Here is a 14,602-nt window from a genome sequence, read left to right on the forward strand (position 1 = left end):
AGCCGGGTTTTTTTCCGTGATTTTTATTCATCCTTCCTGCGACTCTGAAAATCATCTAAATTGAGGAATACAAAGTGGTTGCTTCTCCCGAAAAAATTGAGTTCAAAACATCTGGTGCACCTGAAAACAGCGATCGCGTAGCTGTCTTGCTGATGGGTTACGGCGAAGTCGAAAGCTACGATGATTTTGCCAACTACAACGAGCAAGCTTTAAACTTACTTACGGCAAAGTTTGCGCCAGTACCAAATTGGATTTATCCGCCGCTGGCGAAGATTTTGGCAATTTTTGACTTGCACGAATGGAGTCACCAACACGGTCAATTTGTGTCGCCGCACAATGCGATTTTTGAACAGCAACGGGCTGGGATTGAACAGAATTTGCAGGAGAAATGGGGCGAAAAAGTAAAAGTGTTCAAGGCTTTTAACTTTTGCGCGCCGTTTTTGCCGGAACAAGTAATCCCGCAAATCAAAGCTGAAGGATTTGACAAAATTCTGATTTATCCGCTGTTGGTTGTTGATTCTGTTTTCACCAGTGGGATTGCTGTGGAACAGGTGAATAATGCTTTAGCACAAACCTTTGATGGCAAGGAACATTGGGTAACAGGACAACGCTACATTCCTTCTTTTTACGATGAACCGGCTTACATTCAGCTAATGGCGGATTTGGTTGAAGAAGAAATTAAGAACGATTTAGCAGTAGCGCATTTGCCTTCTCAGATTGGGATTGTGCTGATGAATCACGGTTGTCCGCACAAGGCGAAGGGCTTCACTTCGGGTATTGTGGAAAGTCAAGCTTTGTACGATCGCGTGCGGGAACGTTTGATGTATCGCTATCCTTTGATTTCGGTGGGCTGGCTGAATCACGACACACCGCTGATTGAATGGACTCAGCCGGATGCGACGTTGGCTGCGAAGAATTTGATCGATTTGGGTGCAACTGCGATCGTGTTTATGCCGATCGGATTTGCGACAGAAAACCACGAAACATTGTTAGATGTAGACCACATTATTGAGGGTTTGCAGAAGCAACGTCAAGGAGTTACTTACCGCAAATTGCCTTGCGTAAATGACCATCCTGAGTTCCTGAAAATGGCCGCAGAGTGGGCAAATCCTCAAATTGAAGCGTTGTTGAGTGAAAGTGCTGTGGCGGTGAATCCGAATTTGGTTGTCCGGGATCACGTACATTCTCATGGGGATCATGGGCATAATCATGGGGATCATGGGCATTCTCACGGCGATCATGGGCATTCTCATGGCGGCCACGGGCACAATCATTAATTAGGATCTGAGAAACCGGGTTTTTTGCGACAATACTGCATGGAAATGGCAGATTTAGTGAAAAACCCGGTTTCTTTTGTTGGGGTGCGTATGTCGAAATTTAGGTGAAAAGGGCGATCGCTTTTTAATTAATTTTGCGAAAATATGGCGATAGCTTGTTCAGTTTACTTATAATAAATCCAAAAACTTATCGAGGTCTATACGAGCCTGTTTTAAAATGTGAGCTAGAGTAGAACGCTTAACTGAGCGATGAGCTGGGACAGTCAATTTCAATACTTCATCTGGCATAGCTTTTTGCAGTCGAATGTGGCTACCCCGTTGGCGGACAAATACCCATCCATCGCGCTGTAGTGCAGCAATAATCTGAGTATAAGGAAGATTGGGAACTTTGCTCATACCACCAATTCTCTCACAATTGCACCTTCGGAAATGCTCAATTCATCTGCCATCGGCTCCAAATAAAGTTCGATCGCTTCTTGGATATTTGCCAATGCTTCGTCAATCGTTTCCCCTTCACTGATGCAGCCTGACAGTGAGGGAACATAGACGGTATATCCACCTTCGTCACTGGGTTCTAATACGACTTTGATGTTCATAATTTCGGTGTCATGAGCGCTGACTTTTCTATTATAGATGATTTCGGACGATCGCACTATCATAGCAAATAGCTGTAGGGTGCGTCGCCATCAGATATCTTCAAATGCGATCGAACATCTCACAGCGACGCACCTACAAAATGTACCACCATCAGATATCTTCAAAATAGGTAAGTCAGCGGAAGGACTGATGCTTGCTGACAACCTCTCAAATCTTGATGAGTTGCTTGAAGCTATTAGAGAAAAAATATGACTACAAAAATAATTACTGATACTGCACTAGAGCGAATTTTAGCAATTAAATGGGAGCCTGACGATAGTCGCGTTAACTCTCACATTGCTCTTTTGCGAGAATACTTGAGGCGTGCCGCACTGTGGGCAAAAGCTTTAGATTGTACAGATGAATGGCCGTTTTTTGATGTGGCTGCTCATATCTGCCCTTTAGAATGTGCTGATGAAACTAAGGTTAAAGTGCTTAAGACTCATTTCACAGAGACACCGTTTTATGTGGCGGGTATAATTGAGAAAACCTGCGAGTGGTTCCTGCATTGGGATCGGGTGAAAAATTTACCAAAAGTTAGTGAATTTACTTTACCTGAACCCTACGAACCTCTAATCATAATGTATGAACGCGGTGGCATATTCTCTATGGAACATGGATTTTTTGATTTTGCTGTTGGGAGTTTTCCTAGAGGTAAATGGCAGCAATACGACGAAAAAATTGCAGCAGAGTGGGCAAATCCGCAGATTGAAGCGTTGTTGAGTGAAAGTGCGGTGGCTGTTAATCCGAGTTTGGTGGCGCATCGCGAGCATTCTCAGGGCGATCGTGGGCACAATCATTAATTAGGATCTCAGAAACCGGGTTTTTGCGACAATACTGCGTTGAAGACGACAGATTAAGTAAAAAACCCGGTTTCTTTGTCGGAGTGAGTAAGTTGAGATTGATTTAGGTGAAAAGGGCGATCGACCTTTGGTATTTTTAGGGAAAGGGCGATCGGCTTATCTGCCTGATAATTGCTATCTGCAATTATTTCGGCTATGGGAGGGAGACGTAGTTACAATCTGACCCTCCCCAATCGAGATACTTTTCAGATTACGAGATTTCATTGCTGCAACCAGTCGATCTGCCTTTGAACGGTTATAGAATGAAGCAACTTGAATCAGGTTAAGCGAGGAATCATAAAAAGCATTACAACAGAAAGATTGGCGAATTATTTTTAAGTTTTCTTTGGTATAAGCAATATAAACAGGATACCAAGTATTAGTGCCACCAGCGGTTTTATCTCCGCAATAAGTTAGAGTATAATTCAAATAATTAGTTTGAGTAGTTTTTTTATGGCTAATACTCTGCTGAGGTGGCTGACCATAATACCAACCTAAATATAATATACAAGCTCCCCCTATTCCTGTCATCAACCAAAGGAATTGGGGGTAAGACATACCTGATATTGAATTTTTGTGCCTTTTCATATCTATACTTGCTAAACCTAACTTGCTTCTTAGGGTAGGCTATACCCCTGTCTGTAAAAACCTAAGAAGATTGCAAGATATAGCAATCCTCGAAAGTCTAGTTGACAAGTCATTGAGGACTGCTATAAATAACTAAAAAAGATTAAAAAGAGTTGAATTGCAACTTAACGTTGAGAGCGTTCATATTTAGCCCAAGCTTTAAAGTTAGCACTTATGATACTACTCTCAATCCTTTGATTGGTGATGACAGTTTTCAGGGACTCCTGCAACCCAACTATTTCACCTACAACTTGAATAGCCGGATTGCTAGACTTTTGGATTTCGCCTTTGTTATTTTTGGATAAAGCGCTGCTGAAATTGGGATCGTAGGATCTATGTGTCATGGTATTTTTCCTAATTTGGACTAAGTTTTTTATTCGCGAATGTATAAACAATGTTAAGTTTATAATAAGCTGTTCGACATTCAAACTGCACTATTTGTGGCTCAGACCCCACGCTGTAAGGAGTTCAAGCAATAAATTTAAATGACTAACAGCTTATGTAAACTTAACATTGTTTATACATTTGTTTCATAGCGTCTAGTAGTTCTTGTTTGGCGTGTTGTTTAACTTCTTCTGGATAATTACTATCTATTAGCCTATCGATCTCACATCCAAATTTTTGATAAACATCTCGAATCCTTTCTCTTTTTCCATCAGCACGACGGCTATTCACACCAGTTTTTATACCTTGTGCAACGTCTTCATAAGCGAAGCGGATATCTCGCACTCCACGCCCAATAACAATTACCAATCCTGTAACAGGAACGAATAGTGCGCTGCCAATAAAGCCAAGAGCTATGTCTCTTTCAACATTACTAGGTATTATTGCCTTTCCACTCTCATTTTCATAGCGTACAGGAACGGCTGTTCCATTTATCCAAACTTGATCGTTTCCTTGAAGATTCATACTGTATATTTCCTCGTATTTCCTCTGTAACTACTTTTTAGTTTGAATCAACAAAACTTACTAAAAAAGAAATAGCAAGCACCCACACAATGACAGGAACCAATAAACGAGGCAAAAAAGATGCTGTTATAATACCACAAATTATAATAGTCACTCTAACTGCGTGCCGAAGTTCCTGTGGAGTTGCATAGCCAAATTTACTCTTCATATAACCTTCAGATGGCTTAATAAAGAGCCAAGGTAAAAAGAGCCAATCACTCATATTTTCGCTGATGAAAAATGCCAATAATCGCATGAGTGCAATCGTCGGCCCCACTAAAACTAGAATGCACATAAAAGCTATGCAAAAATCTACCATTTTAATGTTTCCTGTCTGAGTGTGTTTGTTCGGAATTTTTAGACCATTTTTTAGGCATTTTTAACCAAGCCAAGAAATCAGGTATCCATACATTTCGTTTATCCGATTTTTTTCTTATTTCCGCTATCCTGTTTTCAACAGATTCTTGATAATTTTCAAACAAAGCATAAACATAGATTTCAGTTACTTCTTCTACTTGACTCGCTGGCGATTTTAGAGCATTGACAACTTCTTCACCTGTCAGTTTTGCTTCTCTGATAATTTCTTCTATTTGTGTACTAGAAATTAGACCTTGAGCCAAAAGTTTATCTAGTTTTTGTGCAAGTTGAGTTTGATACTCATTTAGCTCTTCTCTAATCCGAGCTGTTAGTTCTCCTAGATTGGTTTCCATTGATTTTGTCCAAGCACTACTTTATAGGCTAACTGCTGATGTTAACTTGGGACTAATGCTATAACCGTAAGGGTGACGAGCGCATCCAGGGTAAAATGTATTATTTATTACAATTAAGCTAGCGTTTTACACCCACAGCGCTATTTGCCTGTACGATCGTACTCAGCTAAACCCTATTCTATACCAGCCACGGCTTAGTCGCCACCTACTAATGTCTAGCGTTAACTACAAATTAAGCTATGATTTCACTAGGAAAATTTTTTATACAGAATCCCTGCAATGCCCCCAACCAACGAACAGTTCCCCCAAGCTGCAAACCACTGGGACTTGGAAACACTGTACACCGATATAGCCTCCGCTAAGGGAAAGCGTCTCACACCGGTCGAAAAGCTGCACCTGCGCGGCTTGCTTTGCGGTTACAGTCCCGCTGAAGTAGCAGATAAACTTCATAAAAGCGTCAAAGGCGTTGAAAGTGAAATGTGTACTACTTTATACCCCCACATTAAAAGTCTTGTTGGCAAATCCAATGAAAGAGTAGAAAACTGGAGAAATATTACTGAGTGGCTTGAGGAAGCTGGATATAAAACTCAGTTGTTAGCTGAATCTCAATTCAATAATTGCGTACCTGTTGACATCATGGGAAAAATAGCTCACATAAGTATTAAGAAAAATAGAATAACAATTGAAATAGACCTGCAACTATCAGAACAATTACCTTCACAACCTCCTACAGAAGACTCAAATAACAACAACCACACTAATAACTAAGTTCTCATAAAAAATACGAAATTTGTGGCAAAGAGTGCTATATTATAGCCTTTATAAGGCAGATCCGGACTTTGTATCCAAACGCGCTAATTTTATTTGCCATAAAAAAGATGCTCGAAGCTTTCCCTCAAATCACCTACGTGCGCGGCGCTAGCGGCGAACTCGTACCCGTTTTGCGCGGCACTCGCTTGCGGGTGCAAACAGCAGTCATCGCAGCCCAAAAATGGGGTTTATCTCCAAACCAAATGGCCGGTGAGTATGACTTAAGTGAAGCTCAAGTGAACGATGTTCTCGCTTTTTATGCAGCCCACTCTCAGGAAATAGACGCATCTATTGCCGCCGAGCAAATTATCGAAGCCGATCGCTCGTCGGCGATATTCCCTTGATGAGTTGGTTGAGGCGATCGCGCCAGAGAATCTTTATACTGAGATGGATAGTACAGTTGCTGTGGGTAACGAAGTTTGGTGACACAATCAAATCCTGGTGACGGTGCAAAGGTTTGGGAAAAAACCCGGTTTCTTTGATTGTGCGCGAGTGGTCTGAATTTGACAATTGACTATGCAGTTTTTACAATGGACAGCTTATTCCCCATCTTCTGGTGGCACAATTATTTCCAGTTCCACAATTAAGGATGGTAACTCATTCTGAACAACATCCCAAACAACCGCTAAATCAACCCGATCGTACTCGTGGATAATCCTATTACGCATCCCTATCATACGCCTCCAGGGAATCTGAGGTAGGGATAAACAAGTTTCTTCCGAAAGTCGTCTCGACGCTTCCCCAATGATCTCAACTCGCCGAATTACAGAATCTTGCAATTAGATATCTGCCAAAAATTCTGTCTGAGTTTTGCCTAAAACATAGCTCAAAGCAAGTCTAGATGCAATTAGAATATCCAGCAAAGCATGAAGCTCACGAGACTGCATAAATCACCTGAGCTGAATTAAGGATAGCTTGACGGCGGAGATAGTTTAAGCTGTGTTCAATAGCTCCTTTGCTAACGAAATCTACTTTCCGCTCAAAAATAGCTTCTAATTCTTCTTCCATTTGCATCAACTTCAATAAAGTCCAATGAAAATCTGGCTCGAAACTTGCGAGAATATCTATGTCGCTGTCTGGGCGAAAATCATCCCGCAGCACCGAACCAAATAAGGCAAATTCAGTGATTTTCCAGCGCTGGCAAAAGTCAACTATTTGATCTTTCGGGATTTCGATATTATTGACTAACATTTAAGTCGCCTCCAAAATCAACATCTCTACGCAAACAATACGGCCACAGAAACACTAAAACCCGGTAACAAAACACTGGTTAAATTATCTTCCTTAAACAAAGTCATTGCTAATTTCAAAATCCCATTTTCCCGCAGGTAAACCTCAACTTTTTGCTGTACTCTGTCAAAAATCCAATATTCCCGCACGCCCTGAACCGAATATAATTTTAACTTAGATTGCCGATCGCGCCTTTCATTTTCCTCACCCGGAGACATTACCTCAACCACCAACTCCGGCGCACCAGCCAAATGTCCCGACTCATCTAATATTTGTGCTAAACGCTCATAGCTTACCCAAACCACGTCAGGAATCACATTATCACCATCCGTGAAAATTAGACCCGGTACTTGGACAGCCTTGCCTAACTTAGTCTGTCTTGACCAAATAGTTAGTTCAACACAAACATTGTTAGCAACGTCTTGATGTTCCCAATGGGGTGCTCTTGTCACGACTAATTCTCCTCCGATTATTTCATAACGGTTGCCATTATCGGGTAATGATTCTAAATCAGCGCTTGTCCAGCGAACTTTTTCTGTAGTTGACATAGCTTTGACTCCGCTCTGTTCTATTTTGATTATATCTGATTTGTAGGGTGCGCCGCCGTGAGATTTTCTAGCTAGTTGAAATAGCTAAGGGCGGCGACGCACCCTACAGTATTGCGATCGCCCCAACCAACTTATCAATCTCCGCCTCAGTGGTAAAATAGTGAACGCAAGCCCGCACGCAATCTGGATTCAGAATTGTCCGCACCATAATTCCCTGTTTCTCCAACAAATCAACAAGCTTTTTGTGCGGCATCCCATTAGTTAATCGAAACGAAACTAAACCCGCTTCTGGTGCAGATGTTCGCAAACATTCTACATGACTCAACTCTGATAAACTCTCCCAGAGATACTTGCTCAAACGGCAGATTTCTGCATACCTTTCTGCCACTGTACCCCATTCATGTTGCAGGGCGATCGCACTTCGCAAGCCCGCATACAAAGGATAAGCCGAAGTCGCAATTTCGTAACGTTGAGCCCCCGGTTTTAAGCCAATAGGCTTAGCATTAGCATCCGTGACAATTCCCCGCCAACCGATAAACACCGGATGCAAATCTGTTAAAGCATCCGCACTCACATACAGTCCGCCCAAACCCTCCGGGCCGCACCACCATTTGTGACCAGTAAAAGCATAAAAATCAACCCCAGAATCAATCAAATTCAAAGGCAAAACCCCCACAGATTGAGCCGCATCAACTAACACTCTAACTTGGTGATGCTGCACAGAAAAACCCTCTTGTCTCACCTCTTGTCCCCCCCCTTGACAAGGGGGGGTTAGGGGGGGTTCTATATCTGTTTCCCCCCCCGATTGAAGCCGGAAAACTCCCTCTTGTCCCCCCCCTTGACAAGGGGGGGTTAGGGGGGGTTCATAACCTCCATGACACACCTTAACAATCTCAGCCAGAGGCAAAACTTGGCCAGTATTCCACAAAATATGACTGATTACCAACAAACGAGTATTCGGCTGCAAATAACTAGCAATTACCTGCACCGCATCGCCCCCATTCAAAGTAGCCACTAGCGGACAAACCGAAACCTCAATGTTGAAACGGCGCTGAAGTTCCATTACACTAGCTACAATACCGGGATGTTCTCCGTCAGAAAGCAATAAATGGTCGCCCGATCGCCAATCAATGCCCCACAGAGCAATATTGCAGCCGACGGTGACATCTTCAGTCAGGGCGATCGTTTCGGGAGGGACGGCTAACTCGTTTGCGATCGCCCGCCGCGTCAGCATCGCCTCCTGAACCACCCAAGCACCGATTTCCCCCGAAAACGGCCCCCCAACCTGCACCCGTTTGTAGGCCCCATAAATCGCCTCTAAAGCAGGCTCAGGCAACGGTCCTTGTCCGCCGTAGTTAAAATAAGCTTTATTGGCCAAAGCTGGAAACTGTTGTCGGTGTTTGTCCTTTGTCATTTTTTCTGGGGAATTGTTGATAGCGTTAATATTGAATAATACCAAATCTGGGTTCGCCACCCCCTCGATCATTCGGCGGTTGAAACCGCTCCTTGTCAAACAAAGTCCGCCTCCGCGGACTAAGAAATAAAGAGGATATTTAAGCCGAATTTAGTATAACTAATGTGACTGAATGCCTTAAGCTCAATAATCAATCCGTGTATCCATGTCGTGCCTTTGTACCCTGAGCACTTCGACTACGCTCAGTGCGCGGCTTCCTGGCCCCTGAGCGTAGTCGAAGGGTCTTATACTTATTCTATGTTTTGCGAACACTAAATGTTAATAACTGACAAACTACTACTTTCCTATCAGCGATGTAATCTCCGAGCATTTTTAGATACATTGGGAGATTGGAAACAACAAGATCCACCAAGCGACTTTCTGCTAAAATTGATGCGTGACAGCGCCACATACCAGCAGGAAACTTTAGAATCTGAGAGTTACCAACAACCATCTTATCCTAGAGGGGATTGGGCGGCTGGGGCGGCGGCTACTTTAAGTTTAATGCAGCAAGGAGTCGATCGCATTTATCGAGGAGTCCTGTACCAAGGCGAATTAGGCAAAACCAACGGTGAAACAGATTCTCTCTTAGGAATTGAGCCTCAATATTTGCCAGACATCGGCGAAATTCCCGAAACTCCAGTTCATCTTTCCTCCTCAATCCTGCACTCTTCCGAAATCACCCTCATCAGCCGCCCACATTTATTAATCAAACAGCCGGGTACTTCCAAATTTGGCGACTGGAGTTATGCGACGGCAGATATTTGGCTCAGCAAGCGACCAAAACTAGACTATCAAATTATCGCAGCTTTTCACGCACAAGTGTTAGCTTCTGTCCAGGGAACTATGCCAGAAAAGGCGTGGTTAATGCTGCGCACAAAAGGACTTTGGGCGGTGAATCTCCACCAGCGAATGCCTCAGATGTTCGAGATGTTGGATGAGTGCATTAAAATGTTAGAAAGTAAGGCGAAACCAGAAGTTTTTATTTCCCGCCAAAAGTGCACTCTTTGCACTTGGTATAGCACTTGTCACCAGGAAGCCGAATCTATTCAACATCTGTCGCTATTGCCGGGAGTTACGGCAAAGCGATATGCTACCCTAAAAGTTCTGGGATTGACAGATTTAGAATCTTTGGCTAATGCTAATTCTGATTTATTGGCGAGTTATCCTGAGTTTGTCGCGGGAGTAGCTGTCGATGTGGTGCAGCAAGCGCGATCGACTTTTTTGAATCAGCCATTTGTGCGAGATGAACCGCCTCCTACCCCCCCCAAGGAAACAAGAATAACCTCCCCCTATTCCACCCAAGAGGGGAAGAAGAACCCCCCCCTACCCCCCCCAAGGGGGGAAAAAGAAGCCTACCTTTGGGGGGAAAAAGAAGCCTACCTTTGGGGGGAAAAAGAAGCCTACCTTTGGGGGGAAAAAGAAGCCTACCTTTGGGGGGAAAAAGAAGCCTACCTTTGGGGGGCAAAAGAAGCTTCCCCAAGGGGGGAAGAAGGAAGTGAGAATTATGCCGAAGATAGCCAATCTGAAATAGTACCAGATATTGCAGACAATATTTTGAATAACATCGCTATTGAGAAATTAGAAAATAATGGGAGTCTAGAAACTGGTTTTTCTTACCAAAATACTTCGTTGCAGCCCGCAAATTCGGTGAAAAATCCGGTTTCTTTGCTCGAAGTCGATAAATCATCTAGGCCAAATAAACAGGCTAAACTTTCTGTACCTGCGCCTATTCTCCGCCAGAAACCAATTCCTTATTCCCAATCGGTGTTTTTGCCGATCGCACCCATCGAGATCTATTTCGATATAGAAGCAGAACCAGAATTAAATCTCGATTATCTCCACGGAGTTTTAGTCATTGATAGGTATAATAACACTGAAAAATACTACTCGTTTTTGGCGGAAAGTGCCACAGAAGAAGGAGTAGCATGGTCACAATTTTTAGAATTAATGTGGAGTTATCCCATAGCTCCCATTTTTCACTTCTGCGACTACGAAATTAAGACTTTTAAGCGATTAGCTAAACTTTACAAGACGCCAGTTTATCTATGGAAACCTGTGCTGAAACGCTTTGTGGATATCCATAAATATGTCACCCAAAAGGCGATTATGCCTGTGGAAAGTTATGCGCTTAAACCCATCGCCCGCTGGCTCGGTTTTGAGTGGCGAGATGCTAATGCTAATGGTGCTCAGTGTGTCTGCTGGTATGACGATTGGCTCAAAACGGGCGATCGCTCTCTCTTGGAGGCGATCGTCCGTTACAATGAGGATGATTGTCGTGCTACTTATGTGGTTAAGGATTGGTTGACCAATTTTTTGCTGGATCATCAATCTTGAATTTATGATTTGACGAACCGCGAAGGCGCGAAGGGCGCGAAGATAAAACTCGGCGGTTGAAACCGCGTCTACACAAACGAAGTCCGCCTGCGCGGACTGAAGAGAGTTTTAGGATCATAATTTAGTTATTGGTAAAATGCGAAAGTCAGCCCAATTAATTCTATTTGTTTTCGGCATTTTGATAGCAGCCACTGTTGCTATTTTTGTCGGTATGTCAGCCAAATCTTTTGCTGTTACTCAAATAGATTTTATCGGTAGAGCGATATTTCCGACTGGTTCTCCGTTTCAGGGGACGGAAATTGGCGGACTTTCTGGAATTACTTATGATGCTGACAAACAAGTTTATTATGCCATTTCTGATGACCGCAGCAGCAAGGCTCCGGCGCGTTTCTATTCTCTGAAAATAGACTTGCAATCTGGTAAACTGGAAAAAGAGCAAATTGCTTTTACTGGTGTTACTACTTTATTAGATGAGAACGGCAAAAGTTTTCCAGAATTAAGTTTAGATCCTGAAGGGATAGCTTTTAGCGGAAACAGTGTGTTTGTTTCTTCTGAGGGTGATGTCGATCGCAAAATCAGTCCTTTTATCAAAGAATTCTCCCTTGATGGTAAGCTTGTTAGGAGTCTGCAAATTCCTGACCTATTTTTGCCCGATGACAAAGGGACTAAAGGTATCCGCAACAATCTAGCTTTTGAAAGTTTGACTTTGACGCCAGACAAAAAATATCTATTTACAGCCACAGAAAATGCCTTGGTTCAAGATGGCGCAGTACCTTCGCTGCAAAGTGGTACTCCGTGCCGGATTTTGCGATATGATGCTGTTAGTGGCAATTTAGGGCGATCGTTTCTGTACATCACCGAACCGCTACCAGCGGGCGCTAATCCTGTGGGAAAATTTACTACTAATGGTTTGGTGGATTTATTGGCGATCGACGAAAATCGCTTGGTGAGTTTAGAGCGTGGTTTCTCTCTGGAAACGGGAACTAGCATCAAACTGTTTGAGATTTCTCTGGAAAAGAGCGATCGCATTGAAGGACTCGAAAGCCTCAAAAGCCGTCTCAGTGAGGTTTATCCCGCTCAAAAACGGCTGCTGCTGGATTTTGATACCCTGAAAATTCCCTTAGACAATATTGAGGGCTTGACATTGGGCCCGGTTTTAGGCGATGGTAGCAGAGGTCTGATTTTGGTGAGTGACAACAACTTCAGTCCGTTGCAGGAGACTCAGATTTTGGGCTTCAAAATAAAAGTTCAGAAAACCCCTTGACAAATGGTGCGGTCATAGGCATAATAGAAATTGTGCCTGAAAGAAAGGCAAAAACGAGGGACAGTAGTTCAATTGGTTAGAGCACCGCCCTGTCACGGCGGAAGTTGCGGGTTCGAGCCCCGTCTGTCCCGTTCTCTCGTAAATCGAAAGCCTAAAATATAAATTTTCAGCTTTTGAGCGTCTATTTTATGGATTAAGGAGCGGGAAAATATGACCGTTACGACCATTAACCCCTCAGCGGAAAAAACTACACAACTGGTAGTATTATCTAATATCAGTTGGCAGACTTACAAAAGCTTATTAGCAGAAGCAGGAGACAAGAGATCCTCGCGATTTTCATATTCTCAAGGAGTCTTAGAAATTATCATGCCATCAGATTTGCATGAAACTATTAACTGTTTGCTGAAACGGATTGTTACAGCTTTGACTGAGGAGTTGGATTTGAAGATTAAGGGATTTGGTTCGACGACTCTCAACCGTGAAGATTTAGAACAAGGTGCAGAACCAGATTCATGTTTTTATATTCAAAATGTCGATCGCATTCTAGGGAAAAGACTTGACATCTCAACAGATCCCCCCCCAGACTTGGTGATTGAAGTTGATATTACCAGTCCCTCTTCTAATCGATTTGTAGTTTATACACAGCTAGGAATTCCTGAAGTTTGGCGGTATCGATCGCAAACTGTACAAATTTATCAATTGCAAAACCGGGAATATATTACCTGCGATCGCAGTCCGACATTTCCCATCCTTTCTGTAGCAATGCTCAATCAACTTTTGCAGATGGCAGAAACTCAAGATGATAATGCCATAATTCGCTCTTTGCGTCAATGGGTGAGCGAGCAGTTACGATCGCCCGAAAATCAGCAATCATTAATTTAAACCTCATCATTCACCCGACAACGACTCGGTTTTTCGCACTCAATGCGTTTAGCCCGATCGCCCATAACAGTTGCTAAATCCGGCCTTCCCGTCAAAGGTAGCCGCCAATGGGCCCAAATTCCGTACAGCCAATTTGCGATCGCCCCAACCATCGGCAACTTAGTCACAGCATAGATCCAGCCCATCCCTAAAATCTCATAGATGCGGCGAAATACTTCTACATTTTTAATGGTTGTACCGTCGGGTAATACCGCGTGAATCCGCCCCATCGCCGTTTCATAGTCTATTCCGCCGTGGGCTTCGGGGTTGTAGCGATCGTCCGCAATATCCACAAATGCCACCAAACCTCTGCCCCCATCCCGTTTCTTCAAAAAATTCACTTCTCGCACGCACAAAGGACACTGGCCATCGTACAGCAGCTCAATTTGCCAAGATGGAGAAGGCTTGATTTCGACAGATTCGGGCAATTCAGTTTGAGAAGTAGACATAGGTAAAATGCGATCGCTGGGAGCAGAAACAGACGCGCATTAGTATTTTACCGAAAAAATGGTTTTTGAGGATTGAACCACAGAGGACGCTCTTGACGCAGAGGAAGAGAATTGACACTCCCCTGCCTGAAGGCGAGGGGATTCTTGGTTCTGCGACATACCTTAAAACTATCTATCCTTGCGGCAGTGTTTAAACCAGGTATCCGTTCAAAAGAACCAAATATCGAGCTTAATTTAGATAGCCTCAGAGGGTTTGTCTCCCCAAGCTTTCGAGAATTGCTTCTCTTGTTTCTGTGTGCCCCACAGTACATTTTAGAAATAAAAAGTTTAGTCTCTGATTTTGGCTTACATTAGTTAGCCCAGCTATGTTTTTCGTGGTTTTCGCCACCCACTAACCATTATTGTTTTCCGACCAGTCGTTTGAGCGTGGTGCGCACTGTGTATCGGCGGTTATTCTACCTGTAGTATACTTATTTTACTCTACAATGAACACAATGCAAGAAAGTTCAAGAAAACACTTAACAAAAGTTGATAATTAATTAAAGCCGTC

General features: G+C 43.2%; 20 protein-coding genes and 1 tRNA gene. 9 read left to right on the forward strand and 12 right to left on the reverse strand.

The features are described from left to right. The first annotated feature begins 74 nt into the window (after window positions 1–74). A complete protein-coding gene (locus tag P2A85_RS15430; RefSeq protein ID WP_377473534.1) occupies window positions 75–1,277 on the forward strand; it encodes a ferrochelatase in 1,203 nt (400 codons plus the stop codon). Window positions 1,278–1,445: 168 nt separating this feature from the next. Here P2A85_RS15430 and P2A85_RS15435 read toward each other — a convergent pair whose 3' ends face one another. Beyond that, window positions 1,446–1,673: a type II toxin-antitoxin system HicA family toxin gene (locus P2A85_RS15435; RefSeq protein ID WP_293206556.1), complete on the reverse strand. Its 228-nt coding sequence runs from the start codon at window positions 1,671–1,673 to the stop codon at window positions 1,446–1,448. Further along, complete coding sequence (locus P2A85_RS15440) at window positions 1,670–1,873, reverse strand: type II toxin-antitoxin system HicB family antitoxin (RefSeq protein ID WP_293212897.1); 204 nt, start codon at window positions 1,871–1,873, stop codon at window positions 1,670–1,672. The genes P2A85_RS15435 and P2A85_RS15440 overlap by 4 nt, the downstream gene beginning before the upstream one ends. Before the next feature lie 37 nt (window positions 1,874–1,910). On the opposite strand from P2A85_RS15440, the gene P2A85_RS15445 reads away from it, so the two are divergent. Continuing rightward, window positions 1,911–2,126 (forward strand): hypothetical protein, encoded by a 216-nt coding sequence (locus P2A85_RS15445; protein WP_377473537.1) that lies wholly within the window; start codon window positions 1,911–1,913, stop codon window positions 2,124–2,126. Next, window positions 2,123–2,716, forward strand: coding sequence for a hypothetical protein (locus P2A85_RS15450; protein ID WP_377473539.1), 594 nt, complete (start codon window positions 2,123–2,125; stop codon window positions 2,714–2,716). The genes P2A85_RS15445 and P2A85_RS15450 overlap by 4 nt, the downstream gene beginning before the upstream one ends. Window positions 2,717–2,890: 174 nt before the next feature. Here the strand turns inward: P2A85_RS15450 and P2A85_RS15455 are convergent, their stop codons facing one another. From P2A85_RS15455 to P2A85_RS15475, 5 genes are all read right to left on the reverse strand, one after another. Then, window positions 2,891–3,343, reverse strand: a complete 453-nt coding sequence (locus P2A85_RS15455) for a hypothetical protein (protein WP_377473541.1) — start codon at window positions 3,341–3,343, stop codon at window positions 2,891–2,893. Window positions 3,344–3,507: 164 nt separating this feature from the next. Next, window positions 3,508–3,726, reverse strand: coding sequence for a hypothetical protein (locus tag P2A85_RS15460; protein ID WP_377473543.1), 219 nt, complete (start codon window positions 3,724–3,726; stop codon window positions 3,508–3,510). A gap of 163 nt (window positions 3,727–3,889) precedes the next feature. Then, window positions 3,890–4,291, reverse strand: coding sequence for a hypothetical protein (locus P2A85_RS15465; RefSeq protein ID WP_377473545.1), 402 nt, complete (start codon window positions 4,289–4,291; stop codon window positions 3,890–3,892). A 37-nt stretch (window positions 4,292–4,328) separates the two neighbouring features. Further along, window positions 4,329–4,649, reverse strand: a complete 321-nt coding sequence (locus tag P2A85_RS15470; protein ID WP_377473547.1) for a hypothetical protein — start codon at window positions 4,647–4,649, stop codon at window positions 4,329–4,331. A 1-nt stretch (window position 4,650) separates the two neighbouring features. Continuing rightward, window positions 4,651–5,040, reverse strand: coding sequence for a hypothetical protein (locus P2A85_RS15475; RefSeq protein ID WP_377473549.1), 390 nt, complete (start codon window positions 5,038–5,040; stop codon window positions 4,651–4,653). A 279-nt stretch (window positions 5,041–5,319) separates the two neighbouring features. Here P2A85_RS15475 and P2A85_RS15480 point away from each other — a divergent pair, with 279 nt between their 5' ends. Continuing rightward, window positions 5,320–5,808 (forward strand): helix-turn-helix transcriptional regulator, encoded by a 489-nt coding sequence (locus tag P2A85_RS15480; RefSeq protein WP_377473551.1) that lies wholly within the window; start codon window positions 5,320–5,322, stop codon window positions 5,806–5,808. A 110-nt stretch (window positions 5,809–5,918) separates the two neighbouring features. Continuing rightward, window positions 5,919–6,194 carry a DUF433 domain-containing protein gene (locus P2A85_RS15485; protein ID WP_377473553.1) on the forward strand — a complete coding sequence of 92 codons (276 nt, stop codon included), beginning with the start codon at window positions 5,919–5,921 and terminating at the stop codon, window positions 6,192–6,194. Between the two features lie 195 nt (window positions 6,195–6,389). Here P2A85_RS15485 and P2A85_RS15490 read toward each other — a convergent pair whose 3' ends face one another. The 4 genes from P2A85_RS15490 to P2A85_RS15505 all read right to left on the reverse strand — a co-directional run bounded on the left by P2A85_RS15490 (window position 6,390) and on the right by P2A85_RS15505 (window position 9,042). Further along, window positions 6,390–6,629: a DUF86 domain-containing protein gene (locus P2A85_RS15490; RefSeq protein ID WP_377473555.1), complete on the reverse strand. Its 240-nt coding sequence runs from the start codon at window positions 6,627–6,629 to the stop codon at window positions 6,390–6,392. Window positions 6,630–6,723: 94 nt separating this feature from the next. Continuing rightward, window positions 6,724–7,041 carry a nucleotidyltransferase family protein gene (locus P2A85_RS15495; RefSeq protein WP_377473557.1) on the reverse strand — a complete coding sequence of 106 codons (318 nt, stop codon included), beginning with the start codon at window positions 7,039–7,041 and terminating at the stop codon, window positions 6,724–6,726. 26 nt (window positions 7,042–7,067) lie between these two features. After that, complete coding sequence (locus P2A85_RS15500; protein ID WP_377473559.1) at window positions 7,068–7,628, reverse strand: Uma2 family endonuclease; 561 nt, start codon at window positions 7,626–7,628, stop codon at window positions 7,068–7,070. A 103-nt stretch (window positions 7,629–7,731) separates the two neighbouring features. Continuing rightward, entirely contained in the window at window positions 7,732–9,042 is a 1,311-nt protein-coding gene (locus tag P2A85_RS15505; protein WP_377473561.1) for an aminotransferase class V-fold PLP-dependent enzyme, read from the reverse strand. A gap of 315 nt (window positions 9,043–9,357) precedes the next feature. Between P2A85_RS15505 and P2A85_RS15510 the strand changes: the two genes are divergently transcribed. The 4 genes from P2A85_RS15510 (at window position 9,358) to P2A85_RS15525 (ending at window position 13,564) form a co-directional block, all read left to right on the forward strand. After that, complete coding sequence (locus P2A85_RS15510; RefSeq protein ID WP_377473564.1) at window positions 9,358–11,418, forward strand: TM0106 family RecB-like putative nuclease; 2,061 nt, start codon at window positions 9,358–9,360, stop codon at window positions 11,416–11,418. Between the two features lie 136 nt (window positions 11,419–11,554). Further along, window positions 11,555–12,682 (forward strand): esterase-like activity of phytase family protein, encoded by a 1,128-nt coding sequence (locus P2A85_RS15515; RefSeq protein WP_377473566.1) that lies wholly within the window; start codon window positions 11,555–11,557, stop codon window positions 12,680–12,682. A 57-nt stretch (window positions 12,683–12,739) separates the two neighbouring features. Next, window positions 12,740–12,813, forward strand: a tRNA-Asp gene (locus P2A85_RS15520). Window positions 12,814–12,892: 79 nt separating this feature from the next. Next, the gene (locus P2A85_RS15525; protein WP_377473568.1) at window positions 12,893–13,564 is read left to right on the forward strand and encodes a Uma2 family endonuclease; all 672 of its coding nucleotides are present in this window, start codon (window positions 12,893–12,895) and stop codon (window positions 13,562–13,564) included. Here the strand turns inward: P2A85_RS15525 and P2A85_RS15530 are convergent. Further along, a complete protein-coding gene (locus tag P2A85_RS15530; RefSeq protein ID WP_377473570.1) occupies window positions 13,561–14,052 on the reverse strand; it encodes a thiol-disulfide oxidoreductase DCC family protein in 492 nt (163 codons plus the stop codon). The two genes, P2A85_RS15525 and P2A85_RS15530, sit on opposite strands and share 4 nt — an antisense overlap. Window positions 14,053–14,602 lie beyond the last annotated feature (550 nt).

Source organism: Microcoleus anatoxicus (assembly GCF_042465725.1).
GTDB classification, from domain to species: Bacteria; Cyanobacteriota; Cyanobacteriia; order Cyanobacteriales; family Microcoleaceae; genus Microcoleus; species Microcoleus anatoxicus.

What these genes read in the sequence shown, in the direction of transcription:
- P2A85_RS15495 (WP_377473557.1), bottom strand. Translation starts at nt 7,041, where the DNA reads ATGTTAGTCAATAATATCGAAATCCCGAAAGATCAAATAGTTGACTTT.
- P2A85_RS15505 (WP_377473561.1), bottom strand. Translation starts at nt 9,042, where the DNA reads ATGACAAAGGACAAACACCGACAACAGTTTCCAGCTTTGGCCAATAAA.
- P2A85_RS15440 (WP_293212897.1), bottom strand. Translation starts at nt 1,873, where the DNA reads ATGAACATCAAAGTCGTATTAGAACCCAGTGACGAAGGTGGATATACC.
- P2A85_RS15445 (WP_377473537.1), top strand. Translation starts at nt 1,911, where the DNA reads ATGATTTCGGACGATCGCACTATCATAGCAAATAGCTGTAGGGTGCGT.
- P2A85_RS15510 (WP_377473564.1), top strand. Translation starts at nt 9,358, where the DNA reads ATGTTAATAACTGACAAACTACTACTTTCCTATCAGCGATGTAATCTC.
- P2A85_RS15470 (WP_377473547.1), bottom strand. Translation starts at nt 4,649, where the DNA reads ATGGTAGATTTTTGCATAGCTTTTATGTGCATTCTAGTTTTAGTGGGG.
- P2A85_RS15455 (WP_377473541.1), bottom strand. Translation starts at nt 3,343, where the DNA reads ATGAAAAGGCACAAAAATTCAATATCAGGTATGTCTTACCCCCAATTC.
- P2A85_RS15500 (WP_377473559.1), bottom strand. Translation starts at nt 7,628, where the DNA reads ATGTCAACTACAGAAAAAGTTCGCTGGACAAGCGCTGATTTAGAATCA.
- P2A85_RS15480 (WP_377473551.1), top strand. Translation starts at nt 5,320, where the DNA reads ATGCCCCCAACCAACGAACAGTTCCCCCAAGCTGCAAACCACTGGGAC.
- P2A85_RS15450 (WP_377473539.1), top strand. Translation starts at nt 2,123, where the DNA reads ATGACTACAAAAATAATTACTGATACTGCACTAGAGCGAATTTTAGCA.
- P2A85_RS15465 (WP_377473545.1), bottom strand. Translation starts at nt 4,291, where the DNA reads ATGAATCTTCAAGGAAACGATCAAGTTTGGATAAATGGAACAGCCGTT.
- P2A85_RS15435 (WP_293206556.1), bottom strand. Translation starts at nt 1,673, where the DNA reads ATGAGCAAAGTTCCCAATCTTCCTTATACTCAGATTATTGCTGCACTA.
- P2A85_RS15515 (WP_377473566.1), top strand. Translation starts at nt 11,555, where the DNA reads ATGCGAAAGTCAGCCCAATTAATTCTATTTGTTTTCGGCATTTTGATA.
- P2A85_RS15485 (WP_377473553.1), top strand. Translation starts at nt 5,919, where the DNA reads ATGCTCGAAGCTTTCCCTCAAATCACCTACGTGCGCGGCGCTAGCGGC.
- P2A85_RS15460 (WP_377473543.1), bottom strand. Translation starts at nt 3,726, where the DNA reads ATGACACATAGATCCTACGATCCCAATTTCAGCAGCGCTTTATCCAAA.
- P2A85_RS15475 (WP_377473549.1), bottom strand. Translation starts at nt 5,040, where the DNA reads ATGGAAACCAATCTAGGAGAACTAACAGCTCGGATTAGAGAAGAGCTA.
- P2A85_RS15530 (WP_377473570.1), bottom strand. Translation starts at nt 14,052, where the DNA reads ATGTCTACTTCTCAAACTGAATTGCCCGAATCTGTCGAAATCAAGCCT.
- P2A85_RS15525 (WP_377473568.1), top strand. Translation starts at nt 12,893, where the DNA reads ATGACCGTTACGACCATTAACCCCTCAGCGGAAAAAACTACACAACTG.